The 24,521-nt window shown below is 53.8% G+C and carries 24 protein-coding genes; 11 read left to right on the top strand and 13 right to left on the bottom strand.

Annotated elements, in window-relative coordinates; translation table 11 throughout:
• Window positions 1-218: 218 nt before the first annotated feature.
• Both ACS0RQ_RS19935 and ACS0RQ_RS19930 read left to right on the top strand, forming a co-directional pair.
• Window positions 219-1,643, top strand: coding sequence for a M20 family metallopeptidase (locus tag ACS0RQ_RS19935; protein ID WP_271851243.1), 1,425 nt, complete (start codon window positions 219-221; stop codon window positions 1,641-1,643).
• Window positions 1,640-2,914, top strand: coding sequence for an MFS transporter (locus ACS0RQ_RS19930; protein WP_071193886.1), 1,275 nt, complete (start codon window positions 1,640-1,642; stop codon window positions 2,912-2,914). The genes ACS0RQ_RS19935 and ACS0RQ_RS19930 overlap by 4 nt, the downstream gene beginning before the upstream one ends.
• 33 nt (window positions 2,915-2,947) lie before the next feature.
• On the opposite strand, the gene ACS0RQ_RS19925 is transcribed toward ACS0RQ_RS19930, so the two are convergent.
• Window positions 2,948-3,400 carry a hypothetical protein gene (locus ACS0RQ_RS19925; protein WP_041852166.1) on the bottom strand — a complete coding sequence of 151 codons (453 nt, stop codon included), beginning with the start codon at window positions 3,398-3,400 and terminating at the stop codon, window positions 2,948-2,950.
• Between the two features lie 205 nt (window positions 3,401-3,605).
• Here ACS0RQ_RS19925 and ACS0RQ_RS19920 point away from each other — a divergent pair, with 205 nt between their 5' ends.
• Window positions 3,606-3,938: an SdpI family protein gene (locus ACS0RQ_RS19920; protein WP_271851242.1), complete on the top strand. Its 333-nt coding sequence runs from the start codon at window positions 3,606-3,608 to the stop codon at window positions 3,936-3,938.
• Between the two features lie 127 nt (window positions 3,939-4,065).
• On the opposite strand, the gene ACS0RQ_RS19915 is transcribed toward ACS0RQ_RS19920, so the two are convergent.
• From ACS0RQ_RS19915 to ACS0RQ_RS19900, 4 genes are all read right to left on the bottom strand, one after another.
• The gene (locus ACS0RQ_RS19915) at window positions 4,066-4,629 is read right to left on the bottom strand and encodes a hypothetical protein (RefSeq protein WP_271851241.1); all 564 of its coding nucleotides are present in this window, start codon (window positions 4,627-4,629) and stop codon (window positions 4,066-4,068) included.
• 139 nt (window positions 4,630-4,768) lie between these two features.
• Window positions 4,769-5,311 (bottom strand): 1,2-dihydroxy-3-keto-5-methylthiopentene dioxygenase, encoded by a 543-nt coding sequence (locus ACS0RQ_RS19910; protein WP_071193883.1) that lies wholly within the window; start codon window positions 5,309-5,311, stop codon window positions 4,769-4,771.
• A complete protein-coding gene (mtnC, locus tag ACS0RQ_RS19905) occupies window positions 5,308-5,997 on the bottom strand; it encodes an acireductone synthase (protein ID WP_271851240.1) in 690 nt (229 codons plus the stop codon). Before mtnC ends, ACS0RQ_RS19910 begins: the two co-directional genes overlap by 4 nt.
• Window positions 5,997-6,608, bottom strand: a complete 612-nt coding sequence (locus ACS0RQ_RS19900) for a methylthioribulose 1-phosphate dehydratase (RefSeq protein WP_079498400.1) — start codon at window positions 6,606-6,608, stop codon at window positions 5,997-5,999. Before ACS0RQ_RS19900 ends, mtnC begins: the two co-directional genes overlap by 1 nt.
• A 125-nt stretch (window positions 6,609-6,733) precedes the next feature.
• On the opposite strand from ACS0RQ_RS19900, the gene ACS0RQ_RS19895 reads away from it, so the two are divergent.
• Window positions 6,734-7,894: a pyridoxal phosphate-dependent aminotransferase gene (locus ACS0RQ_RS19895; RefSeq protein WP_271851239.1), complete on the top strand. Its 1,161-nt coding sequence runs from the start codon at window positions 6,734-6,736 to the stop codon at window positions 7,892-7,894.
• Window positions 7,895-7,900: 6 nt separating this feature from the next.
• On the opposite strand, the gene ACS0RQ_RS19890 is transcribed toward ACS0RQ_RS19895, so the two are convergent.
• The 3 genes from ACS0RQ_RS19890 to dsbG form a co-directional block, all read right to left on the bottom strand.
• A complete protein-coding gene (locus ACS0RQ_RS19890) occupies window positions 7,901-8,527 on the bottom strand; it encodes an IbrB-like domain-containing protein (RefSeq protein ID WP_271851238.1) in 627 nt (208 codons plus the stop codon).
• A complete protein-coding gene (locus tag ACS0RQ_RS19885) occupies window positions 8,512-9,687 on the bottom strand; it encodes a phosphoadenosine phosphosulfate reductase (RefSeq protein ID WP_271851237.1) in 1,176 nt (391 codons plus the stop codon). The genes ACS0RQ_RS19890 and ACS0RQ_RS19885 overlap by 16 nt, the downstream gene beginning before the upstream one ends.
• A 325-nt stretch (window positions 9,688-10,012) precedes the next feature.
• Window positions 10,013-10,756: a thiol:disulfide interchange protein DsbG gene (gene dsbG, locus ACS0RQ_RS19880; protein WP_271851236.1), complete on the bottom strand. Its 744-nt coding sequence runs from the start codon at window positions 10,754-10,756 to the stop codon at window positions 10,013-10,015.
• Between the two features lie 396 nt (window positions 10,757-11,152).
• On the opposite strand from dsbG, the gene ahpC reads away from it, so the two are divergent.
• Both ahpC and ahpF read left to right on the top strand, forming a co-directional pair.
• Window positions 11,153-11,716, top strand: a complete 564-nt coding sequence (gene ahpC, locus ACS0RQ_RS19875) for an alkyl hydroperoxide reductase subunit C (RefSeq protein WP_041852156.1) — start codon at window positions 11,153-11,155, stop codon at window positions 11,714-11,716.
• A 374-nt stretch (window positions 11,717-12,090) separates the two neighbouring features.
• Window positions 12,091-13,656 (top strand): alkyl hydroperoxide reductase subunit F, encoded by a 1,566-nt coding sequence (ahpF, locus tag ACS0RQ_RS19870; protein ID WP_041852155.1) that lies wholly within the window; start codon window positions 12,091-12,093, stop codon window positions 13,654-13,656.
• 137 nt (window positions 13,657-13,793) lie between these two features.
• Here ahpF and uspG read toward each other — a convergent pair whose 3' ends face one another.
• The 5 genes from uspG to dcuC all read right to left on the bottom strand — a co-directional run bounded on the left by uspG (window position 13,794) and on the right by dcuC (window position 17,434).
• Entirely contained in the window at window positions 13,794-14,222 is a 429-nt protein-coding gene (uspG, locus tag ACS0RQ_RS19865) for a universal stress protein UspG (protein WP_110295810.1), read from the bottom strand.
• Window positions 14,223-14,354: 132 nt separating this feature from the next.
• Window positions 14,355-14,444 (bottom strand): small membrane protein YldA, encoded by a 90-nt coding sequence (gene yldA / locus ACS0RQ_RS19860; RefSeq protein ID WP_271851235.1) that lies wholly within the window; start codon window positions 14,442-14,444, stop codon window positions 14,355-14,357.
• 128 nt (window positions 14,445-14,572) lie between these two features.
• Complete coding sequence (gene rnk / locus ACS0RQ_RS19855; protein ID WP_071193879.1) at window positions 14,573-14,983, bottom strand: nucleoside diphosphate kinase regulator; 411 nt, start codon at window positions 14,981-14,983, stop codon at window positions 14,573-14,575.
• Between the two features lie 170 nt (window positions 14,984-15,153).
• Window positions 15,154-15,924, bottom strand: coding sequence for a ribonuclease I (gene rna / locus ACS0RQ_RS19850; protein WP_271851259.1), 771 nt, complete (start codon window positions 15,922-15,924; stop codon window positions 15,154-15,156).
• A gap of 136 nt (window positions 15,925-16,060) precedes the next feature.
• Window positions 16,061-17,434: an anaerobic C4-dicarboxylate transporter DcuC gene (gene dcuC / locus ACS0RQ_RS19845; protein ID WP_334633562.1), complete on the bottom strand. Its 1,374-nt coding sequence runs from the start codon at window positions 17,432-17,434 to the stop codon at window positions 16,061-16,063.
• 402 nt (window positions 17,435-17,836) lie between these two features.
• Here dcuC and ACS0RQ_RS19840 point away from each other — a divergent pair, with 402 nt between their 5' ends.
• From ACS0RQ_RS19840 to ACS0RQ_RS19820, 5 genes are read left to right on the top strand one after another with little or no spacing between them, the layout of a single operon-like run.
• The gene (locus ACS0RQ_RS19840) at window positions 17,837-18,196 is read left to right on the top strand and encodes a DUF2946 domain-containing protein (protein WP_334312451.1); all 360 of its coding nucleotides are present in this window, start codon (window positions 17,837-17,839) and stop codon (window positions 18,194-18,196) included.
• A 54-nt stretch (window positions 18,197-18,250) separates the two neighbouring features.
• Entirely contained in the window at window positions 18,251-18,595 is a 345-nt protein-coding gene (locus ACS0RQ_RS19835) for a copper-binding protein (RefSeq protein WP_107223631.1), read from the top strand.
• Window positions 18,596-18,605: 10 nt separating this feature from the next.
• Window positions 18,606-19,862, top strand: a complete 1,257-nt coding sequence (locus ACS0RQ_RS19830; protein ID WP_271851233.1) for a TolC family protein — start codon at window positions 18,606-18,608, stop codon at window positions 19,860-19,862.
• Window positions 19,859-21,331, top strand: coding sequence for an efflux RND transporter periplasmic adaptor subunit (locus ACS0RQ_RS19825; protein WP_271851232.1), 1,473 nt, complete (start codon window positions 19,859-19,861; stop codon window positions 21,329-21,331). Before ACS0RQ_RS19830 ends, ACS0RQ_RS19825 begins: the two co-directional genes overlap by 4 nt.
• The gene (locus ACS0RQ_RS19820) at window positions 21,328-24,447 is read left to right on the top strand and encodes an efflux RND transporter permease subunit (protein WP_271851231.1); all 3,120 of its coding nucleotides are present in this window, start codon (window positions 21,328-21,330) and stop codon (window positions 24,445-24,447) included. The genes ACS0RQ_RS19825 and ACS0RQ_RS19820 overlap by 4 nt, the downstream gene beginning before the upstream one ends.
• Window positions 24,448-24,521 lie beyond the last annotated feature (74 nt).

Raw genomic sequence — 24,521 nt, 5'->3', positions numbered from 1 at the left:
AATCCTCTGCGATGCCCTGAGATTGTGCAGTGTACCCTTATCAAAAAAGCAACGCCAAATTACAATTATTATTATTGTGGCAAGGCTCTGTTCTGGTTTAGAACAAAAAGACAACAACATCTCATTGCGCCATCGGCAGCAAATGAACCCTGAAAAATTCGCGTTGCAGCCACGCAACTGCGGCTCGACATTTGACGGGGACAGACAGGGCAAACAACATGACAACACAACAGATCGTCGACCAGGCGCTGGCGTGGTTCGACAGCGGCCATTTTAAAAGCATCCTTGCCAGCCGGGTGGCAATCCCCAGCGAAAGCCAGCGTAATGACAGGGATGACGCGCTCACACGCTATTACAACGACGTATTCATTCCCGCTTTTCAGGAATTGGGCTTTACGACCGAGGTGATTGCTAACCCGGTCAATGCCGCCCGACCATTTTTACTCGCCAGCCGCGAAGAAGACCCGACGCTGCCCACCGTGATGTGCTACGGACATGGCGATGTGGTCTTCGGTGACGATGCGCGCTGGGCCGAAGGGCTTTCGCCGTGGACGCTGGTCGAGCGTGATGGCAACTGGTACGGACGCGGTACGGCTGACAACAAAGGTCAACATTCGGTTAACCTCGCCGCACTGGAGCAGGTTTACCACGCGCGTCACGGTCGGCTGGGGTTTAACTGCGTCTGGCTGTGCGAAATGGGTGAAGAGGTGAGTTCGCCGGGGCTGGCCGCCGTCTGCGAACAACTTAAAGCACGCATCAATGCAGACCTGTTTATCGCCTCTGATGGACCGCGCCTGAACGCTGAACGCCCGACGCTATTCCTCGGTTCGCGTGGCTGCGCCAACTTCCGTCTGACCATTAATGCGCGCGCCAAAGATTATCACTCTGGCAACTGGGGCGGGCTGCTGAGCAACCCCGGTACGCAACTGGCAAACGCCATCGCGAGCCTGGTGGATGGTAAAGGCGAAATCCAGATTGCGGCGCTGAAACCGCCTGCCTTAACGCCGGAACTGAAAGCCATTCTGGCGGATATCACCCCGGCACGTGGCGAAAACGATCCCATCACCGACCCGAACTGGGGCGAGCCCGGATTGTCGGCGGCAGAAAAACTGTTTGGCTGGAATACCCTGGAAGTGCTCTCTTTCCTGACAGGGAATCCGGCACAGCCCATGAACGCGATCCCGGGGCAGGCGACAGCGGTCTGCCAGTTGCGCTTCGTGGTGGGTACCGACTGGGAACATCTGGAGCAGGCGGTTCGTGCGCATCTGGACGCGCACGGCTTTTCTATGGTGACCATCAGCGAAGTGCGCGGCACCCCTGCAACGCGCTTTGATCCGACCGATCCGTTGGTGAACTGGACGCTTGAGGCGATGGCGGAGACGACAGGCAAGAAACCGGCCCTGTTGCCAAACCTCGGCGGCTCGCTGCCTAATGATGTGTTTGCCGGGATTTTGGGCCTGCCAACGCTGTGGGTGCCGCATTCGTACCCGGCCTGTGGCCAGCATGCGCCAGACGAGCACCTGCCGATTGCCATTGCCCGCGAGGGGCTGGCGATCATGACCCGCCTGTTCTGGGATTTGGGCGAGCGGGGAGCGACACTGCTTGCCAGCCATCAGGCGCATCAGAATGGAGGTGCAAAATGACAACTCTCGCCCGTGAGACAGAGCAGGGCAGCGTGCGCCCGAACCTGGCGAAAACGCTTTTTGCCACCTGTATTGGTAATGCCCTGGAGTGGTTTGATATTGCAGTGTACGGCTTCTTTGCCAGCTATATTGCCCAGGTCTTTTTCCCGACGACTAATCCAACGGTCTCGCTGCTGCTCGCTTTCGGTAGCTTTGGTATCGCCTTTTTGATTCGCCCGCTGGGGGCGGTGGTGCTTGGCGCTTATGCCGATAAACACGGTCGTAAGGCCTCGCTGCTGCTCTCCATCAACCTGATGATGCTGGGCGGGGCGATGATCACCTTTATGCCCGGTTATGCCACCCTCGGTTTGGCCGCGCCGCTGCTGATTTTGCTGGCGCGCCTGATTCAGGGCTTCTCCGCAGGCGGTGAGTTTGGTAGTTCGACGGCGTTTCTGGTGGAGCACTTCCCGGAGCGTAAAACCTTTATCGCCAGTTGGCAGTTTGCCACACAGGGAGCCAGTACGCTGATGGCATCAGCATTTGGTCTGGGGCTGGCACACTGGCTGACGCCGGAGCAGTTGCTGGACTGGGGATGGCGCGTGCCGTTCGCTTTTGGTCTGCTGATTGGCCCGGTTGGGCTGTGGATCCGTCGTCATGTGCACGAGCCTGAGGCGTATGTTGAGATCGAGAAACCGCGTCATCCGGTGAAGCAACTGTTGGGTTCGCAAAAACGCCTGTTGGCGCTGGCGATTGGTCTGATGGTGGTCTCCACGGCAATTAACTACATGCTCAATTATGTGCCGACCTGGGCGACCAAAAGCCTTGGCCTGCCCGCGTCATCCGCCTACAGCGCGACGTTGCTGGCCGGGGTGATTCTTACCGTGGTGACGCCAATAGGTGGCCTGTTGGCGGAGCGTGTCGGGCGGGAGCGTCTGTTGTGGACCGCGTTGGGTCTGCTGGCGTTTACGCTGCTGCCCGCGTTCTGGCTGATGAGCCTGAACGTCACGCCTCTGTCGCTTTCACTGCTGGTGGGATGGATGGCGCTGTTGAAATCCATCTACTTCTCGACCATTCCGTCGGTGATGGCGGATATTTTCCCGGTATCGACCCGGGCCAGTGGGATGTCCATCAGTTACAACATCGCCGTCACGGTATTCGGCGGGTTTGCGCCATTCATCTGTACGTTGCTTATCAGCGCAACCGGCAGCCACTTCGCACCGGGCTTCTACCTGATGGTTACCGTGTTCCTGAGCGTTGCCGCGCTGTGGCATACGCAAAAACAACTTCGTTAATCAGCAAGCCGCCCCTCTCTGTCCGGAGAGGGGTTATCCCTGTGCGCCGGATCCCGGCAAAATCACCTGAGAATTATCAATTTCACTGTTTGGCGTCTGCGGCGCACTTTTTTTGCTGCTTACGATATTGTTTTCATAACGCGGCGGAGTGATGACCGGATAGACGTAGCTTTCCTGTTCCGAACATTGCACAGGATCGCGCGAACCCGCATAAAACAGATAGTACTGATGGGAGTTGGGGAAATAGGCCAGATCGTCGCCATTGCCAAAGGTGGTGGTCCAGAATGGCACTCCGGCTTTGGTGTGGCTTTGCAATTTGCCCGAGGCGACCTGGAAATGATCGCCCCATTTCATGGTGATGAGATAGTAATCAAAAAAGGAGACGGTGATGGCCCCACGGGGCGGGCAGTTAAGTTTGACGGCGTCATCCGCACGTGCCGCCAGTGCCGGTAAAGTCAGTAATAATAAAAACAGTGGATATTTCACGCATCCATTCTCGAGGCCGTAAGGTCAGGAGAGGAATCCTACGGTGTTGGGCCGTGGCATGACCAGCAGCAAGCTGTTACATCTCCCTCTAAAGTTAATCAAAATATGACGTTACTCTTATTCGTCCGTTAATTTTCCTCTACCATCCATCATGACAGTGAATATCCCTTTTCGGGGATATAGGCGTTTAAAGGGAGAGTCGCTGATGGATATGAATTTTATCTGGCTGAGTATCACCAGTCTGATATTAATGGCTATTGCCATTCCGCTGCTATTGCAGAAGGTGAAACCTAACCGCTGGTATGGGATAAGAACCGCGCGAACGCGCAATGATGACGGGCTGTGGTATCGGGCCAATCGTCTGTACGGCATGGCGATGCTGACGGCGGGCGTGGCATTTTTTGTGCTCTCGGCCATCCTCGGGAACTGGCGTCCAGGCGAAGATAACCAAAAGATAAGCCTGGTGTTGTTTATGCTTGAAGTGCTGGTACCTGTGTTCTTTACCCAGGCGAGAGCGAGGATCCTGGCACGGAAATGATGCCCCTGGCGTTTCCCGGCTGGCGCTGCGCTTAGCCGGGCTACGAGCAACCCCGATTCAGCGAACGGTGGCCCGGATAGGGCGCTTGCGCCGCCATCCGGGGGCAGGTATCGCTGCGGGCAATCCCTTAAACACAGGGTCCCTTCGCGCAACCGTACATCATCACCAGCGGGAAAATGGGGATCATCAACGGAGCCATATAACTCACATTCTGTTCGGTTTTGTCGGTGATCGTCACCGTCACAGGAGGATCCAGTCTGGTCGCGTCAGCGGTAGAGTAATGCAGGCTCCCAGCATAAGTGCCTTTGGCTTTAAACACGGCGACCAGCGTTTTCCCGGACTCCATCACATGCGCGTTATAATGATATTTGAGCCTGTCCTTCTGGGCGGGTGTTAACTGTGTCGCATCGACAATCGCGCGATATTCCGCCGTGACATCTTTATCTTTCACCACAAAGTACACCGCCACACCGGGGCTCTTATCACCGAACTCGTCATAAAAGGCTTTGTAGTCGTTATAAACATCACGGGTCTTATCACGTTTAAAGACATAGCCGTACTTGTCTGACATGACCGTAATATTATTTTCTGTCACCCGCAGGTAGTCGAGAGTGTCCTCTTTCGGCATGGGCACTGTGGTGGCGCAACCGCTCAGCACCATTGCCAGGAGCATCAATATGATTTTGTTCATTCTTCCTTCCCTGTGAATCGCATTCGCAAAAAGAGCAAGTATAGGCCGGGTTTAGCAGGAGAAAAGACAGACTACGGGAATGGGTAGGGGCCAAAAAAAGCCCCGCGTTAATGCAGGGCCACAACAAGGGGGCGGGAACTCACGCCAGCCGTGGATAGTTTTCCGCAATCGCATCGCCGGTGAACTGTGCGATCCAGCCTTCCGGGTTGTCGAAAATGCGAATGGCGGTGAAGTTCGGCTCGGAACCCATATCAAACCAGTGCGGGGTACCGGCGGGCACGGAGATCAGGTCATTCTTCTCGCACAATACCTGGTACACCTCGTCACCAATATGCAGGCAGAACAGCCCGGCACCTTCCACGAAAAAACGCACTTCGTCTTCGCCGTGGGTGTGTTCGTTGAGGAATTTTGCGCGTAGCGCCTCTTTTTGCGGATTATCGGCACGCAGGCTGATCACATCCCAGCTCTGGTAGCCCTTCTCGGCAACGAGTTTGTCGATCGCGTGCTGGTAGGCGACGATCACTGTCTCCGGTGATGGATCTGCGCCCAGGTCACGGTCGGCTTCCCAACGTTCAAAACGGACGCCTTTGGCGTTCAGCTTTTGCTGAATGCCGGCGGCATCGGTGCTCTGCCAGACAGGCTTGCTGGCGTCTTTGTCAGAATAAATCGTCAGTGCGCTCATGAGGGGATCTGCTCCGGCTTAATGTGGTCAAAAGAGGGAACCTGGTGATGTTGGCTCGCTGCGTCATGGTCGCCGCGAATCAGTTGTATGGTTCGTAAACCGGCCTGCGTTGCGGCGTCCAGCTCCTGATGGATATCAGAGAGGAACAGGATCTGCCCCGGCGGCACGCCCAGTTGTTCAGCGATATTGCGATAGGACTGAACCTCGCGTTTCGCCCCTACCAGGGTATCGAAGTAGCCGCTGAACAGATGAGTAATATCACCTTCGTCGCTGTAGCCAAATAACAGTTTTTGCGCTGCCACTGAGCCAGAGGAATAAACATACAGATCAATACCTTTGGCTTTCCATTTTTCCAGCGCGGGTAATACGTCCGGGTAAAGATGACCGGTGAAGTCGCTATTGACGTAGCCATCACGCCAGATAATGCCCTGTAGCGCTTTCAGTGGCGTGGATTTGCGGTCCTCATCCATAAACTGCACAAGCGTATCAAGCAGATCGGCGGTGGTCGCCTCCGGCTGCGCTATCTCTTCACGCAAGTTATCGAGAATAGTTTTTACCGGCTCGATATACTGCTGCGCGTTCAGAAAAGCCGGCAGACGTTCGCGGGCATAGGGAAATAACACATTGTGCACAAAGCGAATATCGCTGGTGGTACCTTCTATGTCGGTAACTATCGCGCGGATCATTATTTCTCCAGCAGACGGCGCTGCATTTCGCATTCAAATAAAAATTCCAGCCCTTCCAGATGGCGACGCGCTTCAGCCACATCGCGCCCCCAGCATGTCAGACCGTGACCACGTAGCAAAAAGCCATAGTTCAAGGGGCGTTCTTGCGCGTAATGTTCAATATGGCGGGCGAGGGCATCAATATCCTGGGCGTTATCGAAAATTGCAATCGGCACGGTATCAAGATGCGTGGTTTGTCCGCGCAGGGATTTTTGCATTTCGAAGCCGCTGATGAGCAATTCAGGGGCACGCTCAACGCGTGACAGTACGGTGGCATTCACCGTATGGACATGAAGCACCGCATTCGCATCCGGGAACAGGCGGTAAATCAGCGTGTGCAGGCCCGTTTCCGCTGACGGCTTACGCCCCGATGGCGCATGGTTATCGGCGATCGACACTTGCAGGAAGTCCGCTGTCGTCAGGCTGCCTTTGTCTTTACCGGATTCGCTCAGCCAGCACCATTGTGCATCTTCGCGCACCGACATATTGCCACCGGTGGCAGGGGACCAGCCTTTCTGGCCTATCCAGTGACAGGCGTTAACGAGATCATGAAGTTGCAGGTTGTTTGTCATAGTCTTCCTGGTTGCGCGTCGGCAGGAATATTCTTATGGTTTAGACGTCTAAGCGTCTTGATTGCCAAATACTAACATCGTGTTATAGTGGCAGCAACATCAGTATTACAAGCAGGCACGCAACTATGAGCGATAACGCACTGATTCCGCAAAGTAAACTTCCCGCTTTAGGCACCACTATTTTCACGCAAATGAGTGCGCTGGCGCAGCAGTATAAGGCCATCAACCTGTCTCAGGGATTCCCGGATTTTGATGGTCCACGCTACTTGCAAGAGCGGCTGGCTTACCACGTGGCACAAGGGGCGAATCAGTACGCGCCAATGACCGGGGTGCAGGCGTTGCGCGAGGCCATTGCCGATAAAACCGAAGAACTGTATGGCTACAAACCGGACGCGGGCAGCGATATCACAGTAACGGCGGGGGCGACCGAGGCCCTGTATGCAGCGATCACCGCGCTGGTACGTAAAGGCGATGAAGTCATCTGCTTTGATCCCAGTTATGACAGCTACGCCCCGGCGGTGGAATTGTCTGGTGGTGTGCTAAAACGTATTGCCCTGCAACCGCCGCATTTTCGCGTGGACTGGCAGGCATTCGCTGCACTGCTGAGCGATAAAACCCGTTTGGTTATCCTTAATACGCCGCATAACCCGTCCGCGACGGTGTGGCGCAAAGAGGATTTCGCGGCGTTATGGCAGGCGATTGGCGAGAAAGAAATCTATGTGCTGAGCGATGAAGTCTACGAACATATTTGCTTTGTCGAAGCGGGCCATGCCAGCGTGCTGGCGCACCCGCAACTGCGTCAGCGGGCGATTGCCGTTTCCTCGTTTGGTAAAACCTTCCATATGACCGGCTGGAAGGTGGGGTACTGCGTGGCTCCGGCGGCCATTAGCGCCGAGCTGCGTAAGGTGCATCAATACCTGACCTTCTCGGTCAATACGCCTGCACAACTGGCACTGGCGGATATGCTGCGAAGCGAGCCGGAACATTATCGCCAGTTGCCCGCATTTTATCAGGCTCGTCGCGATGTGCTGGTCAATGCGCTCAGCAGCAGTCGGCTGGAGATCCTGCCGTGCGAAGGGACTTACTTCCTGCTGGCCGATTACAGCGCCATTTCCGATCTTGATGATGTGAACTTTTGCCAGTGGCTGACGAAAGAAGTTGGGGTGGCGGCTATTCCGCTGTCGGTTTTCTGCGCCGACCCCTTCCCCCATAAGCTGATTCGCCTGTGTTTTGCAAAACAGGAATCGACCCTGCTGGCAGCCGCTGAACGGTTATGTCAGCTATAACTGACGCTATTTAACCGTCCACGCACGCGAGAATCGACGGCCTGCAAAGAGTTCTGTCAGGCCGTTAATCTGTTTGAGGCGCAATACTTCATCGCTGTCCATCCCCAGCTCATGGCCAATCTGCTCTTCTGTCCAGCCCATCCGCGAGAGTTCACGAACAATTTCCGCCATCTCATTGATTTGATGGCGGCCACGTGCCCGATTATGCCGGATGGTGGCCGCCATACGATCGGACTTGCTGGCTCGGTCGCTGTTCAGGCAAGTAATCGGGAGATAGCCTTTAAGTTTACTTTTTAGCGCCGCCCGACTTTTACCCAGTTCGTGGCGGTGAAAGCCATCGACAATTTCGAAGTGATGAGGTTTGTCTTCCTGCACCACAATGGGCTGGGTGAAACCGTCGGTCTCCAGCGATTTCAGTAACAACCGTTTCTCCGGCGGTGCAACATTGTTAGGGTTGTAGTCATTTGGGGAAATGTGGTCGTTCTTCACCCATAAAACACAATCGACAGGCTGATCGCGAAACGGGCTTAACGCGTGGAGAGTACGACGAAAATCATTGATAGCTTCAATCCGTTCTTCCTCAGGTAATGCGCCGAGAAATGCCTCAATCTCGCTGATTAATCGCTGTTGCATAAAATTCCCCACTCCTTGCGTTTGTTTTTGATTCGTTCGTGATAGCGCTTGTAATTGCTTGTTTTTGTAGGGCTAAAAGAGAGGGCCCTGCACCAGTAATCGTTATTAAGCAGCACTTTGCAGATGCGGCGCCAGGAAGGTATATCCTTTGCGCCAACATCCCCGGGCTGGCTATCGGGAATGAGTGTCAGCCCCTGTTTTTCAAACCAACGCAAATAGACGGCGATTTTGTTGCGATAATGCTCCGCGGATTGCTCCGGCATGCTGTCGAGTAAGAAAAGGACATATTCCCGCCAGCTCAAATGCGTAGGTTTAGTGAGCTTTCTGTGACCGTAGAAAAGGTTGTCCTGACCGGCATAAATCCCGCCGCTGCTGACGCCGCTGACCCGCTCGCACATCGAGGCCCAGCGCTCAGGCTCTAAAACATGATAGAGCCACAGCCCCTGGCGTTGCTCCGGGCCGAAAGGTTCGCAAATGCGCATATAGCGCGTAGGCACGCCTGCCTGATACATCAAATCGTATAAGGGGTTATAGGGGGTTTGGGTTTTACCAAACCAGGTCCAGATATCGGCTGTTTTCCAGTCATAAATCGGGTAAATGTACCAGGCATGCCCGCGCGGGGCAGCGGTAGTCCAGGGTTTATCGTCGGCGAAACGCATTTTGCGTGCCGACGCAATAGCCATAAAGCGGTTGTAAGATTCATCAGCGCGAATACCGATCATCATGGCTGCCGGGCGATGGTTGGCGAACCAGTCGGCAAACTCACTGACAAACGATTCAAAGGTCATGCCTTGTTGATAAAAAGGCAGCTCCGCTGGATCCGTAAGCGCATGTTCAGGCGGTTGCCGTACCCATTCAACACCGGGTTGCCAGCATTGCCAGGTGGGGGAGAATTGCGATAAGCCATTTTGGGTGGTCAATGGCAACGCAATCCAGAAGAAGCGTTCTGTGATATCACTGTATTCAGCACGCATACGCTCAACATGCTCAATGGTATAGCTAAACTGGGCCTCCCAGTCGATAAATAAAATACTGATTTTCTTTTTTAACTGGCGCGCAAGTTGCGCCGTCAGATTGAGCATGATGCTGGAGTCTTTTCCACCCGAAAAAGAAACGCATACTCTCTGAAAATTTTCCAGTGTCCATTTTATTCTTTCCATGCTGGCGTCCAGAACATCTTGTTCCAGAATTTGCTTGTTAATTTTCACCGTCAATTAATCCCAGTCGTTTACATACTCAGGCTGGGAATGATAATAAAATTATATAAAGAGTTAATCTTTAATTTGCTATAGATTTCAATGATATAATTATTTTAAATGTTTGCAATTATTTATATTCATTGCATTTGTCATTTTGTTTATTAGTGCGCGACTCTGCTACGGAAACTTATTATTGGTGACAAAAAAAGTGCGCCGGAGAAATAATCATAACTCTCAGTGATGTATTTCTCCGGCTTACGTTTTGCCATTATTGTGTTTTTTACCCTTACTCGCCAAAAATCAGCTTCAGTTTCTCCTCATCGGGGAGACCAACCTCCTGCTGCAGCACATTATCTTTATTCATATAGTAAATGGCTGGAGTGGCATTTGCCCCCAATTCGTCCATTAACGTTTGATTACTTTTTAGAACATTCATGATCGTTGGGGGAATAGATTGCGGTAAATTCAGCGTCATTTTACCGAGAGATTGCTCATAGTCATGCCATTTTTTAGCCGGATCGCTATCGCTCAAAATAGCTGCCGCTGCTGCCGGACTTTCGGGTTTGATGACCCCAACCAATAATGTGCGGATTTGCACTTTACCGGCCTCAACCCAGGGACGTGACTGTTGCCAGAAGCGGCTACAGTATGGGCAGAAAGGATCAGCAAAAACGTAGATCACACGCGGTGCATCCTTTTTGCCATCAAGGATCCACGTTGATTTTTCCATCTGCTGCCAAAGCGCCCGACCTGCCGGTGAGTAGATCTCATCCTGAATCATTTTTTCACTCAGGTTGGTGCCAGCGGTGTCATACATATAGCCAGAAATCGCCTGTTTGCCGTCTGGCGTAACATAGATGGTGACGCCCATGTCCTGATATTTCCCGAGATAGCCTTTCATACCGCCCGGCGCATCGAAGGATTTAATGATAGTGATACCTTGTTTTTCAATGGCTTGTACGGGCGCAGGCAGCTCTTCTGCCTGAACGTAGAAAGGCAAAAGAGAAAGGACGAGTAGACGTTTAAGCATAAAAAACCTTAAGTAACAATGAGATGAATTTTATGACGGTAAAACCTATCACAACCATAGGCAGTATCTGGAGCCTGTGCATTGTTATGTAGTAGCGAGAGTGTTGTAATCCCCACTGTCTGTGCGATAACTTTTATCTTGTCGCGCAACACGATGCCAGTATGACTGGCGCTGAAGCACCCACGGGTATTTCAGGTCTAAAGCCACCCGTGAGGTGGCTTTTTTGTTTTTACCGATGGGATCCCCGTCGACCTTATGCACGTTCATGTTCGGTACATTAAGCAGTTTTGTGCGGGTTGTTAGCTAACGCTTATTGATTTGATAATGCAAACGCATTAGCCGAATCGGAAAAAAATCGTTAACTTACACCTCAACGAAAACACGGAGGAAGTATAGATGTCTTTAATTAACACCAAAATCAAACCTTTTAAAAACCAGGCGTTCAAAAACGGTGAGTTCGTAGAAGTTACTGAGAAAGATACCGAAGGCCGCTGGAGCGTCTTCTTCTTCTACCCGGCTGACTTCACTTTCGTATGCCCGACGGAACTGGGTGACGTTGCTGACCATTATGAAGAACTGCAGAAACTGGGCGTAGACGTTTACTCTGTTTCTACCGACACCCACTTCACGCACAAAGCATGGCACAGCAGCTCTGACACCATCGCTAAAATCAAATATGCGATGATTGGCGACCCGACTGGCGCCCTGACCCGTAACTTTGAAATCATGCGTGAAGACGAAGGTCTGGCTGACCGTGGTACCTTCATCGTTGACCCGCAGGGTATCATCCAGGCTATCGAAGTTACCGCTGAAGGTATCGGCCGCGACGCATCTGACCTGCTGCGTAAAATCAAAGCAGCACAGTATGTTGCTTCCCACCCAGGCGAAGTATGCCCGGCTAAGTGGAAAGAAGGCGACGCGACGCTGGCTCCGTCCCTGGATCTGGTTGGTAAAATCTAAAATTCACGGCGTCTTTCGCGCTACAGATGCGTTGGCTGCGCTTAATCACCCCGGTCACTTACTTTTGTAAGCTCCCGGGGATTCATAAGCTTGCCGCCTTTCTGTAACACGAAAGCCTTGTGAATTGAAATTTCCGTCGCCTTTCGCGCCATAGCGGCGTTGGCGTCACCTGCTCGCCCCGGTCACTTACTTTTGTAAGCTCCCGGGGACTCTCAGGCTAGCCGCCTTGCTCTGACGTGAAATTCTCGGAAATTGCGTAGTACTATCTGGGCGCTTTCGCGCCCATTTTATTCCAACACCATGATGCAAGTTGCATTCAGGCAGCCCCGATAAGGCAGCTTGCATGATGATGTTTTAAGCCCAGGAGATTAAAAATGCTCGACACAAACATGAAAACGCAGCTCAAGGCTTACCTTGAGAAACTGACTAAACCTGTTGAGCTGATTGCCACGCTGGATGACAGCGCGAGATCGGCAGAAATCAAGGAACTGTTGGCTGAAATTGCTGAACTGTCAGATAAAGTTTCTTTCAAAGAAGACAACACGCTGGCCGTGCGTAAACCGTCGTTCCTTATTACCAACCCAGGTTCAAACCAGGGGCCGCGCTTTGCAGGCTCGCCGCTGGGACACGAATTTACCTCGCTGGTTCTGGCCCTGCTGTGGACCGGTGGCCATCCATCGAAAGAAGCGCAGTCTCTGCTCGAACAGATTCGCGATATCGACGGTGATTTTGAATTTGAAACCTATTATTCACTGACCTGCCATAACTGCCCGGATGTCGTACAGGCGCTTAACCTGATGGCCGTGCTGAACCCACGCATTAAACATACGGCAATTGATGGCGGCACCTACCAGAATGAAATCACTGACCGTAATGTGATGGGCGTTCCGGCTGTCTTCGTCAATGGTAAAGAGTTTGGTCAGGGTCGTATGACGCTTGCTGAAATCGTGGCCAAAATTGATACCGGCGCGGAAAAACGCGCAGCTGAAGAGCTGAACAAGCGTGACGCGTATGATGTGCTGATTGTCGGTTCCGGCCCGTCTGGTGCGGCGGCAGCGGTTTACTCCGCACGTAAAGGTATCCGTACCGGGCTGATGGGTGAGCGTTTTGGTGGCCAGGTGCTCGACACCGTGGACATCGAAAACTACATTTCCGTGCCGAAGACCGAAGGTCAAAAACTGGCGGGCGCGCTGAAAGCACACGTGTCGGAATACGACGTTGATGTGATTGATTCGCAAAGTGCGACCAAACTGACCCCGGCTGCCGTGGAAGGTGGTTTGCATCAGATTGAAACCGCATCCGGTGCCGTGCTGAAAGCACGCAGTATCATCATTGCGACCGGGGCAAAATGGCGCAACATGAACGTGCCGGGCGAAGAACAGTATCGTACTAAAGGTGTGACCTACTGCCCGCACTGCGATGGTCCGCTGTTTAAAGGTAAACGTGTTGCGGTCATTGGCGGCGGTAACTCAGGCGTGGAAGCAGCCATCGATCTGGCGGGTATTGTGGAACATGTCACCCTGCTGGAATTTGCGCCCGAAATGAAAGCTGACCAGGTGCTGCAGGATAAAGTGCGTAGCCTCGGTAATGTCGATATCATTTTGAATGCGCAAACTACCGAAGTGAAAGGCGATGGCAGCAAATTGACGGGGCTGGAGTACCGCGATCGCGTGAGCGGCGATGTGCATCATATCGCGCTGGCCGGTATTTTCGTGCAGATTGGTTTACTGCCGAATACTACCTGGCTGGAAGGTGCCATTGAGCGCAACCGTATGGGCGAAATTATCATTGATGCGAAATGCGAGACCAGCGTCAAAGGTGTGTTCGCGGCGGGTGACTGCACCACGGTGCCGTACAAGCAAATTATTATCGCCACTGGCGAAGGTGCGAAAGCCTCTTTGAGCGCATTCGACTACCTGATCCGCACTAAGCGTGCATAAACACTAAGCGTGCATAAAAAAGAAAGTAAGATATCCCAACGTATTCGGGTTGCATAACGCTAACGCGCAGGCAACTCGAAGAACAAAGGGACAATACCTGCAATAATCAAGAGGCTGCCCGAGGCAGCCTCTTTTTTTTACCGTACTACCAGCACCGGAATATGTGCATGGCGTACTACGCTCGAAGCGTTCGACCCCAGCAAATGGGTAGTGATAGAGGGGTTACGTGAACCAATCACCACCATATCCGCATGTAACTCTTCGGCCATTTCATTGACCACATCGCGTACGCTTCCCAGACGAACATGGGTGTGGATACGTTCAGGGCTGATTGAAAAGTGGCTTATCATCGTGGTCAGCCGGGTTTGCGCTTCATGCTGCAAGTGTTCTTCAAAACGACGAATATCGGCAGCGAATCGGTGCAGGCTGAGGCTGGAAGAAGCAGGCAGAACGTGCAGTAAATGGATGACGCCCGTGTCCTGAGCAAGGAACTCGGCGTGACGCACGGCTTTGTCGCTTAACTCCATTTCGAAAACATCTACCGGCATAATAATTGTCTGATACATAAACGTGTCTCCCTGTAGATTATGTCACTGGTATTTCAGCAGGAATGACAGAATGATTCTGCTACGTCGCTGGCAATTATTTATTTGAGCTGGAGTTTTCGTAGAAATGAGGATTTTCCGGTAAACCGGGCGTTACCAGTGTCGTTCGAGATAAAGCACGGCCGCGACGATAATCGCCGCCACGATCAAAAAGATAAGGGCGATAATCCATGTTTCGCTCATATGCGAACCCAGGGCAAAAACCTCTTACCACAATAGAAGCCTGAGCGGGACAACGAAATGCGACATTCGGGTGAGCGGGGCAGGGAAAGAGGATGTGGTATGCATCCTCTTAACAGCGTATGGCATGCTTAGCGCAGATATTCGCCAGCGGCTTCCGGTTGGTAGATTAACTCCAGCACTTCGAGATCGGTCGTCGCACCGCCGGGCAGTTCCCAGTGGATACTATCGCCGACGCGTAAGCCCAGTAATGCCGCACCGACCGGAGCCATCACGGACAGTTGCGTCGCGCTATCGGTCATTTGCGCCGGGTATACAAGGGTTCGTGTGCGGATATCGCCACTTTTAAGCTCACGGAATTTTACCGTGCTGTTCATGGTGACCACGTTGGCTGGCATCGCTTCGGGGGCGCACATCTGCGCGCGATCCAGTTCGTCATTCAGCACCTTCGCGACCGGCAGACTGGCATGAGCGGGTTGCTCCAGCAGACGGTCAATGCGCTCAGCGTCAAGTTCATTGATGATAATTGCAGGTCTGGACATCTATTACTCCATGTCATGAGGCGAAATCCCGCCAGATTGATCCAAAGAAAAACCCTCGCCGTCTGGCAGCGAGGGTTTAACTCTTCGGATGATACTGAGACTGCACGCAACTTTGAAGTGACTTAGCTCACATTTGCCGGGTTTATGTGTTTAACCCGAAAGGGGGAGGATTAATAACCGACGCTGTCGATAATAAAGTCGTTCCCGCAGTTACCCGGATGCGGTTGCGCCAGCAGGGATTTCGCGGAAAGTGGCTCGTTGATCGCTCGCGCATCAATGGCGACTTGCATTTCGGTAAGATACGCCGGATTACCGTTACAAGTTAGTTTTACCGCTTTAACACTGTTATCGCCCCAGGCCTTAGCAACGGCTGCGTCAAAATCGCTACGGCTGACGTGTTTACCATAATTGTTCGCCAGGAAAAGCCCCAAAGCACTGCGTTTCACTTCCTGATTCAGACGTACCATCGTCCCGAATAAAGCATCCGGATCGAAGCCGAAACAAACGCCGTGTTTGGCGTATTCGTAACGTTCGAGGCAAGATGTGCCGCCTGCGCCGGGCATAACCGTGTTGAGTTTATTGGCCATTTCCAGTGACATCCCGGTTTCGGCAGCAGAACATTTCTGGCTGATTTTCGCCTCTGGCATATTGGGAACAGGTCGCGTGGCGCAGCCATATCGCATCCAGCGTTTTTCATCCACGCCGCGGACGGCAATAGATTTCGGCAGGCCGGGCCACAGGCCGTGAACGGTCAGAAAATCGATTTTTTGCGGTAGCTCTTTTTGCAGTCGGCATTCCTGCGGCTCGCGCCCTCCGCGGTCATGCTGACTTTGGCAAAAGCCAGTTTGCCACGAAAGTGCCAGCACGTAGCGGTCAAAGTCACCGTACTGTTTGGGCTCGAGTGGGGCAGCGTGAGCAGGGGTGAGCGACAGCATCGCCATGGCGACACCCAGACTGGCGACGAGTCCCTTTATGAACATTTCTGATCCTGATGATTGCGTTTAAATAATTTCCGTAGGTTATTAAAGCACAAAAAGCGCCGGAGGGGCGCTTTTTGCGTTATGGCAGGACAGACCGTTAGTGCACGGCAGCGCCGGGAACCAGGATCTCTGTTGCCACGATCACCACAATCAGACCCACAATGACCGGTACGGATGTCAGTTTAACCACTTCAAATGGAGAGATATTGGCCATACCTGCTACAGCAACCACCACGCCGGATACCGGTGAAATGGTACGGCCAAGGTTAGAAGCCTGCAGCATCGGAATAGAGAGGTACGCCGGGTTGATGCCTGACTCATGTGCCAGTTTCGGGATCATCTCGACAAACGCGTAGAACGGCGCGTTACCAGAGCCCGTCGTCATCGCCGCCAGCATGGTGAGAATGACCAGTACCAGCATCAGAATGATACTTGCGGAACCAAACGAGGTGGCAATGGAGATAAGACTCTGGATAAAGCCAATCGTGCTGAGACCCTGTGCGAAGACACCAGCGGCAACTAACAGCATTACCACGCCAGCAAACGCATCTGCCATGCCGCGATAGGCTACTTCCAGGCCGGAAAAGACGTTCTGTGTATTGAAACCGCGGAAAAACTCCAGCACTGCGGCGAGCAGCATGCAGATCACCAGAATTGTGATGATATGCAGTTCCGGCCCCCATTTACCGTCGAAAATCAGCACGCCGATGATGGGCGTAAACGGCAGAATGGCATAAAAAGACGGGGCGGTGGTGGTGATGTCTTTCACATCCAGCATCTCTGCGGTGATGTTCTCTTTTTTATCCAGATAGCGCTGCCAGAAATAGTGGGCGATGGCCATAAAGATAATGGCAGCGATGGAGATCGGCAGCGTCGTTTTAAACGCGAAGTCGATGAGCGGCATTTCAGCGGCTTTCGCGGCTAAAACGACATCCCCGGAGGTTGGAGATAAAATAATCGCGGCCGGAGAGGCACAAATAGCCGCGGCAGCCCCGCGGCTTATCCCCACGTTCACCATCACGGGGAAAAGCGTTGCCATTAATAACACGCCAAGGCCAGTGGCTGAGGAGACCGCCAGCGACATCAGGCAAGCGACGAAATAGGCGGCAATCATTAATAAATAGGGCGAGTTAATAAAACGCAGTGGGCGGGAGGCGAGCTTCACGACCATATCGTTGGCACCGATATGGGTCATATAGGCGGCAAACCCACACAGCATCATGATCATCATGCCCAGATCGCCACCGCGGCTCATCAGCAAGATTTTGATGTATTCAACGATGTCTGTTGCGGTGTAACCCGTGCTGGTAGCACTGCCCGGCAGGACTTTATGCCCCATCAGCGCACTGACGATTAATAACGCCAGCCCGCCGACAAACAGCACGCCGGTGGCAGAGTAACCTTTGATGATATAGCGTGCGACACCCACGATTACCACGACGCCAATCAGAAGTTCAATAAACGTTAACATAATGTTCTGGATCCCAGCGTAAAGAACATGAAAAATGACTACCGGAAAAGGAAGAAACGCAATGTGCCGAATAACCGCTAATGAGTAGATGATTAAAATCAAGGAAGATTCGTTTTGCGTATATTATCGCGCATTTTTGCTTATTTTCCGCAAAATGACAAAAATACCGTTGCGGAAGTTCGCAAAAAATAATGGGCGTAATGGGATCTAAAAAGAAAATAAAAAGTTAATAAAGTTAGTTTCTTTGGTTGCGAATGAATAAGCCACGTAAATTAATCAAAAAAAGCTTTAAAAAGAAAAATATCGGGGCCTATACTCGCTCCCGGTTCCCGTATTGATTGACAGGTTATTATGCACACTGGCTGGATTAGTCGTTTACGCGTAATGAGGCGGCATCTGACGATGTTGCTGATCGCGTTCGGCTGGCTATTAATCCAGAGTCAGGTGGCCATAGCCTCGCATGATTGCGACCTGGATGTGCAGGGCGAAACGGTAATGACACAGCATTACGATCATATGATGACCGATAATGCAATGCAGCCGCCTGCCCATCAGATGAAAGCGCCTCTGTGCGACAAGCATTGCGTACCGGATGTGGCGCAAAAAGACAGCGGTCATCAGACGCCAGTCGCGCTACCTGTCAGCATGACACTGGTCGTCGCCAAACCCCTTTGTATTGATACCGTCCGTGAGGGCTGGTCACTCACACCTCCCGCAGCAGGGCCGCCGGCAACCATCCGTTTTTGCCGGTTTCGCGAGTAGAAAACTGTTAATTCGTTGAATTTTAATTAATTTTCGATTAACAGGAGTTTTACTATGCGTTCTTCTATTTTTCGCGCGCTGACAGGCGTGCTGGCTGTACTCTCTTTTTCTGCCGTGCAAGCGCACGCCATGAACCACGACATGAATCACGACATGGCGCAGCACACCGCCATGCAGGCGCATGTTTACCACGCCCAGGGCGTTATCAAAAAAATCACGCCGCAGTCCGTTTCTATCGCTCATAAAGCCATCCCAGATCTCAACTGGCCGCCGATGACCATGCAGTTTGATCTGTCGGAAGCTGCGCCATCGCAGTTGGCTGTGGGCGAAAAGGTTGACTTCGCGTTTGTGCAGAACGCGAACGGTTACCAGATCGTTTCTCTGACGCCGCAAGAATAACGGGGGCAGGATGAAACGATACTCCCTGAGCCTGGTGCTCGGTGGGGTGTTGCTGGGCTTGATGTGCTCCGCCGCTTCGGCGGAGCCACTGACGCTCACGCAGACCCTCGCCGCTGCAGAACGCTACTCTGCCGAATTATCCGCTAACCGCAATGAAGCGCGGGCGCTGGATGCAATGGCAGATTCGGCCCGTCAACTTCCCGACCCGAAGCTGAAATTCGGTATTGATAACCTGCCTGTACAGGGCAGTAACGCACGCCGTTTTACCCGTGAAGGTATGACCATGCAGCGCATCGGCGTGATGCAGCAATACGTCAGTGCCGAAAAACGCGATCGCAAAGCTGACACGCTGCTGGCACAGGCACAAAGCGTGAACGCGAAATCCTCGGTGGCGCGTGCGAATTTGCAACGCGATGCGGCGCAGGCGTGGCTGGATCTCGCGCTTTCCACACGCGCCCTGCAAACCGCGCGCAAATTGCTGGCGGAAACGACCGCACAGCAGGGGGCGCAAAAAGCCAGCGTCAGTGCGGGTAACGCGACACCTGATAGCGTGCTTGCCTTCCAGATTGGCCTGAGTGCGATGCGCGACAAAGTCACCCTTGCGGAACGTGATGTTCAGGTGGCCCGGACACGCCTGACCCAACTGACCGGACAGCCCGTTACCACTATCACTGGTGACTTACCTCGCTATGAACGCCTGCCTGCCGACGAGCAAACACTGGAGAACGGCGTCGCACTGCATCCGGAAATGATAGCCGCCGCCAGCGAAGCTAACAGTGCGAAGGCGCGCTCTGCCGAGTCCGCTGTTGCTGCCATTCCGGATGTGGAAGTGGAAGTCTGGTATGGCCGTCGCGCCGAGGGGTATGAAGACATGGCTGGAGTGATGTTTACCGTTGATCTTCCCCTTTTCAAATCACAGCGTCAGGACAAAGACCATGCGGCGGATATCTCCCGCTCAATGCAGGCCAACGATCAACTGGCACAGACCGAACGCGAACATGTGGCGCAGGTTCGCACCTTGATTGCTGAGTACAACGCCGCTCAGGCGCTGTGGATGCGCCAGCGCGACGACGTCTTACCGCTGGTACGCAAACGCGCCTCGCTGATGGCGGCGCAATATCGCGCCGGGCAGACACAGTTGCCGGAATTGCTGGATGCGCGCCGCACGGTTCTTGACAGCGAGCTGGCGGTTTATCAGGCAGAAAAAGAGATGGCACGGACATGGGCCGCCATCCATTGGTTGATTCCTCAGGAGCTGGCGCAATGAAAAAAACAGTTTTAGCGGTTCTGATTGCCGCCTGCGTGGCAGCGACGGCGGGCTATGTCGCAGGCCGACAACAGGTCGCGCCGACAGCAGACACCCACGACCATGCCAGTACTAACGCGGAACGAAAAGTCCTCTACTGGTACGACCCCATGGTGCCGGGGCAGCGCTTCGATAAACCGGGGAAATCGCCTTTTATGGATATGCCGCTGGTGCCGCGTTATGCGGATGAAGGGCCAACCGACAATGGTGTCAGCGTGAGTGCGCGTCAGCAGCAAAATCTGGGGATGATCACGGCGAGTGTTGGGAAGCGCGTACTGGCTCCCGCTTTTTCTGCTTTTGCGACGGTGACAACCGATGAGCGCAGCATCCAGACGATCTCTGCTCCCGCCAATGGCGTCGTAGAAAAACTGTTTGTTCGTGCGCCTCAGCAGTGGGTGAAAAAAGGTGAGCCGCTGGCGCAATTATGGATCCCGCAATGGACGACGGCGCAGCAGGAGTATCTGGCTGTACGCCAGCTAGGTGACGGTGCGTTGACACGTGCGGCGCGTGACCGACTGGTGTTGCAGTTTATGCCAGAAGCGACAATTCTGGCGGTAGAGCGCAGTGGCAAACCGCAAACTCGCCTGACGCTGCGCGCCGATCGCGCGGGTTACGTCGTGAAACTGGATTCACGAGAGGGGGCACAGGTTGCCCAGGCACAAACGCTATTTGAACTTGCCAGCCTCGATCCCGTCTGGCTGGTGGTGGATTACCCACAAAGTCAGGCACAAACCCTGAGCGCGGGCAGCGAGATCATCGCGCGATCCTCAAGCTGGCCGGGCGAGCAATTTCATGGACGGGTGAGCGAGCTACTGCCACAACTGGAAACCACCACGCGCACATTAAAAGCGCGCATCGTGCTGGATAACCCACAGCAAAAACTGAAACCCGGCATGTTCCTGACGGTGACGCAGCCGGAAACGTCGCAGCAGCCTGCGGTACTGGCGATCCCCGAAGAGGCGTTGATTGAAACCGGGGTGGCAACCAGGGTCTTGCTCGCCTCCGGCGAGGGGCACTTCCAGGCGGTGAAGGTGACCACAGGCAGAACATCGCAAGGCTGGACTGAGGTGCTCTCCGGTCTTAAAGAGGGTGACAGCGTGGTCACTTCCGGGCAGTTCCTGATTGACTCTGAAGCCAGCTTACGCAGCGCCTTACCGGAAGACACGGCGCAGAGTGCGGTTCCCGACCAGAAACAGGCGCAAGAGTACGAAACCACCGGGGTGATCAAAGCCATTGATGCGGGCAGCATCACACTGGCGCATCAACCCATTCCAGCGCTGAATTGGGGGGCGATGACGATGGATTTTACACTCAAAACGCCGGTTTCCACCCTCAAACCCGGCGACCGCGTGATGTTCAGTTTTACCCTTGATGATGAAAACGGCGCGGTGATCACCCACCTGATGCCAGCGACGGAGGCGATGAAATGATAGCCGCCATTATTCGCGCCTCTTTACGTAACCGACTGCTAATCCTGCTTGCCGCGCTGATGTTGACGGGGTGGGGCATATGGTCGGTGCAGCGTGCGCCGCTTGATGCCTTACCGGATCTGTCGGATGTGCAGGTGATTATTCGTGCCAGCTATCCGGGCAAAGCACCACAAATCATCGAAAACCAGGTTACCTGGCCGCTCACAACGGCAATGCTATCCGTGCCGGGTGCCAAAACGGTACGCGGTTACTCGATGTTTGGCGACGCCTACGTTTACGTACTGTTTGATGATGATACCGATCTGTACTGGGCGCGTTCGCGGGTACTGGAGAATTTAAGCCAGATCCAGACGTCACTGCCTGCCGGGGTTAACGTGGCGCTGGGACCGGATGCAACCGGGGTGGGGTGGATCTACGAGTATGCGCTGGTTGATCGCACAGGGAAACATAACCTTGCCGATCTGCGCGCATTGCAGGACTGGACGCTGAAATTTGAGCTGAAAACCGTACCCAACGTGGCGGAGGTGGCCAGCGTCGGCGGGATGGTTCGTCAGTACCAAATCGTACCGGATCCGGCTCGTATGCGGGCGTTGAATATCACCCATGCGCAGTTAATCACCGCCGTTCAGTCGGCGAACCAGGAGAGTAGCGGTGCGCTACTGGAGATGGGCGAGGCCGAATTTATGGTGCGCACCACCGGTTATTTGCAGACGCTGGAGGACTTCCGCCATATCGTCATTACCAGCCGCGAGGGCGTGCCGGTTATGCTCTCAGATGTGGCCAGCGTGCGGCTTGGACCGGAGCTGCGCCGTGGGGTTGCGGAGTATAACGGTGAAGGGGAGGTGGCGGGCGGCATCATTGTGATGCGCTATGGCAAAAATGCGCTGGAAACCATCCATGCGGTAAAAGCAAAGTTACAGGCGGTGCAGAAGACCCTGCCTGCCGGGGTGGAAATCGTTCCTGTATATGATCGCTCTACCCTGATTGAGCATGCGGTAGAGACCCTGACCCATAAACTTATTGAAGAGTTTATTGTGGTGGCGCTGGTTTGTACGCTCTTCCTGTTTCATTTTCGCTCGGCGCTGGTGGCGATTGTATCTTTGCCGCTTGGCATTCTTGGCGCGTTTATTGTTATGCATTATCAGGGCATTAACGCCAATATCATGTCACTGGGCGGGATTGCCATCGCCATTGGCGCGATGGTGGATGCCGCGATAGTCATGATTGAAAACATGCACAAAGTGATGGAGCAGTGGCGGCACGATAACCCCGGACGCAAACTGGTGGCGGCGGATTACTGGCGTTTGTCGGAGCAGTCTGCGGTGGAAGTTGGTCCTGCGCTATTTTGCAGCCTGCTTATCATCACCCTGTCGTTTATTCCGGTGTTTTCGCTGGAGGCGCAGGAAGGGCGAATGTTCTCGCCGCTGGCGTTTACAAAAACCTGGTCAATGGCCGTGGCGGCTGGCCTGGGTATCACTCTGGTGCCGGTGCTGATGGCACTCTTCATTCGTGGGAAGATCCCGGATGAAAAAGCGAACCCCATCAACCGTTTTCTTATTCGTCTCTATGAGCCGCTGCTGGACCGGGTACTGAACTGGCCGAAAGCGACCATTGGTGTTGCTTTGTTGTTACTGCTTGCCACGCTCTGGCCGCTCAGTCGCCTGGGCAGCGAATTTATGCCACCGTTGAATGAGGGGGACCTGCTCTATATGCCGTCGACACTACCGGGGATTTCGGCCCGGGAAGCGGCAAGACTGTTACAGCAGACGGACAGACTGATCAAAACTGTCCCGGAAGTGGAAAGCGTCTTCGGTAAAGCGGGCCGGGCAGAGAGCGCAACGGACCCGGCACCCTTAACCATGCTTGAGAGCACCATTCGCTTTAAACCTCGCGAACAGTGGCGTCCAGGCATGACGCCGGAAAAACTGGTCGAGGAGCTCGATAAAACGGTTAGCCTGCCGGGGATTGCCAATGTCTGGGTGCCGCCGATTCGTAACCGACTGGATATGCTGGCGACCGGGATCAAAAGCCCCGTGGGGATAAAGGTGAACGGTAATAACATTGCCGACATCGAGCGAGTGGCTCAGCACATCGAGCAGGTCGTGAAAACCGTGCCTGGCGTGACGTCGGCGCTGGCAGAACGGCTGGCGGGCGGGCGTTATGTAGATATCAATATCAACCGCCAACAGGCCGCACGCTACGGCGTTTCGGTCAAAGAGTTGCAATCGCTGGTCTCAACTCTGGTGGGCGGGGAAAACGTCGGCGAGGTTTTGCAGGGGCGCGAGCGTTTCCCGATCAATATTCGCTATCCACGTGAAATCCGCGACAACGTCGACGATCTTCGTGCGCTGCCGGTGATCACTGAAAACGGCAGTCAGATCGCTCTGGGCGAACTGGCGGATATTGTGGTGAAAGAGGGCCCACCGATGCTGAAAAGTGAGAATGCGCGCCTGTCGAACTGGATCTATGTCGATTTGCGTGGTCGCGACCTTAAATCAGCCGTGGACGAGATGCAGCAACGGGTTGCTGAACAGGTGAAATTACCGCAGGGGGTTACGCTCTCCTGGTCCGGTCAGTTTGAGTATCTGGAGCGGGCGACGGCGAAATTGAAAGTCGTCTTACCCGTCACGCTGATGATTATTTTTGTCCTGCTGTTTATCACCTTTAAGCGCATTTCCGACGCGTTATTGATCATGGGAACGTTGCCGTTCTCGCTGATTGGCGGCGTCTGGTTGTTGTGGCTATTGGGATACAATTTGTCCGTGGCGGGCGCCGTCGGCTTTATTGCGCTGGCGGGAGTGGCGGCAGAGTTCGGCGTGATAATGGTGCTGTACCTCAATCATGCGCTGGAGAAGTATCGCCAACGCGATCCGGATGGCGGCCAGACGATGTTAAGACGGGCCATTCATGAAGGGGCGGTGCTGCGCGTGCGGCCAAAAGTCATGACGGTTGCCACCATTATGGCAGGCCTGTTGCCGATAATGTGGGGCGGGGGAAGCGGTTCAGAGGTTATGAGTCGTATTGCTGCGCCCATGATCGGCGGCATGGTCACCGCGCCGTTGTTGTCGATGTTTGTGATCCCGGCGGTGTATGAATTGCTTCATCGTCGTCGCTAATCCAGCGTTAAAATGCCGCGTCTCGTTTCCGGGACGCAGCATTTTTGGGGCGGTTAATTCTTAACCATTGATGC

The sequence above is a fragment of the Phytobacter diazotrophicus genome (genome assembly GCF_052061655.1).
Taxonomy (GTDB): domain Bacteria; phylum Pseudomonadota; class Gammaproteobacteria; order Enterobacterales; family Enterobacteriaceae; genus Phytobacter; species Phytobacter diazotrophicus.
This window is presented reverse-complemented; position numbering and strand designations above follow the sequence as displayed.

What these genes read in the sequence shown, in the direction of transcription:
- ACS0RQ_RS19935 (WP_271851243.1), top strand. Translation starts at nt 219, where the DNA reads ATGACAACACAACAGATCGTCGACCAGGCGCTGGCGTGGTTCGACAGC.
- ACS0RQ_RS19930 (WP_071193886.1), top strand. Translation starts at nt 1,640, where the DNA reads ATGACAACTCTCGCCCGTGAGACAGAGCAGGGCAGCGTGCGCCCGAAC.
- ACS0RQ_RS19920 (WP_271851242.1), top strand. Translation starts at nt 3,606, where the DNA reads ATGGATATGAATTTTATCTGGCTGAGTATCACCAGTCTGATATTAATG.
- ACS0RQ_RS19915 (WP_271851241.1), bottom strand. Translation starts at nt 4,629, where the DNA reads ATGAACAAAATCATATTGATGCTCCTGGCAATGGTGCTGAGCGGTTGC.
- ACS0RQ_RS19910 (WP_071193883.1), bottom strand. Translation starts at nt 5,311, where the DNA reads ATGAGCGCACTGACGATTTATTCTGACAAAGACGCCAGCAAGCCTGTC.
- mtnC (WP_271851240.1), bottom strand. Translation starts at nt 5,997, where the DNA reads ATGATCCGCGCGATAGTTACCGACATAGAAGGTACCACCAGCGATATT.
- ACS0RQ_RS19900 (WP_079498400.1), bottom strand. Translation starts at nt 6,608, where the DNA reads ATGACAAACAACCTGCAACTTCATGATCTCGTTAACGCCTGTCACTGG.
- ACS0RQ_RS19895 (WP_271851239.1), top strand. Translation starts at nt 6,734, where the DNA reads ATGAGCGATAACGCACTGATTCCGCAAAGTAAACTTCCCGCTTTAGGC.
- ACS0RQ_RS19890 (WP_271851238.1), bottom strand. Translation starts at nt 8,527, where the DNA reads ATGCAACAGCGATTAATCAGCGAGATTGAGGCATTTCTCGGCGCATTA.
- ACS0RQ_RS19885 (WP_271851237.1), bottom strand. Translation starts at nt 9,687, where the DNA reads ATGGAAAGAATAAAATGGACACTGGAAAATTTTCAGAGAGTATGCGTT.
- dsbG (WP_271851236.1), bottom strand. Translation starts at nt 10,756, where the DNA reads ATGCTTAAACGTCTACTCGTCCTTTCTCTTTTGCCTTTCTACGTTCAG.
- ahpC (WP_041852156.1), top strand. Translation starts at nt 11,153, where the DNA reads ATGTCTTTAATTAACACCAAAATCAAACCTTTTAAAAACCAGGCGTTC.
- ahpF (WP_041852155.1), top strand. Translation starts at nt 12,091, where the DNA reads ATGCTCGACACAAACATGAAAACGCAGCTCAAGGCTTACCTTGAGAAA.
- uspG (WP_110295810.1), bottom strand. Translation starts at nt 14,222, where the DNA reads ATGTATCAGACAATTATTATGCCGGTAGATGTTTTCGAAATGGAGTTA.
- yldA (WP_271851235.1), bottom strand. Translation starts at nt 14,444, where the DNA reads ATGAGCGAAACATGGATTATCGCCCTTATCTTTTTGATCGTGGCGGCG.
- rnk (WP_071193879.1), bottom strand. Translation starts at nt 14,983, where the DNA reads ATGTCCAGACCTGCAATTATCATCAATGAACTTGACGCTGAGCGCATT.
- rna (WP_271851259.1), bottom strand. Translation starts at nt 15,924, where the DNA reads ATGGCGATGCTGTCGCTCACCCCTGCTCACGCTGCCCCACTCGAGCCC.
- dcuC (WP_334633562.1), bottom strand. Translation starts at nt 17,434, where the DNA reads ATGTTAACGTTTATTGAACTTCTGATTGGCGTCGTGGTAATCGTGGGT.
- ACS0RQ_RS19840 (WP_334312451.1), top strand. Translation starts at nt 17,837, where the DNA reads ATGTTGCTGATCGCGTTCGGCTGGCTATTAATCCAGAGTCAGGTGGCC.
- ACS0RQ_RS19835 (WP_107223631.1), top strand. Translation starts at nt 18,251, where the DNA reads ATGCGTTCTTCTATTTTTCGCGCGCTGACAGGCGTGCTGGCTGTACTC.
- ACS0RQ_RS19830 (WP_271851233.1), top strand. Translation starts at nt 18,606, where the DNA reads ATGAAACGATACTCCCTGAGCCTGGTGCTCGGTGGGGTGTTGCTGGGC.
- ACS0RQ_RS19825 (WP_271851232.1), top strand. Translation starts at nt 19,859, where the DNA reads ATGAAAAAAACAGTTTTAGCGGTTCTGATTGCCGCCTGCGTGGCAGCG.
- ACS0RQ_RS19820 (WP_271851231.1), top strand. Translation starts at nt 21,328, where the DNA reads ATGATAGCCGCCATTATTCGCGCCTCTTTACGTAACCGACTGCTAATC.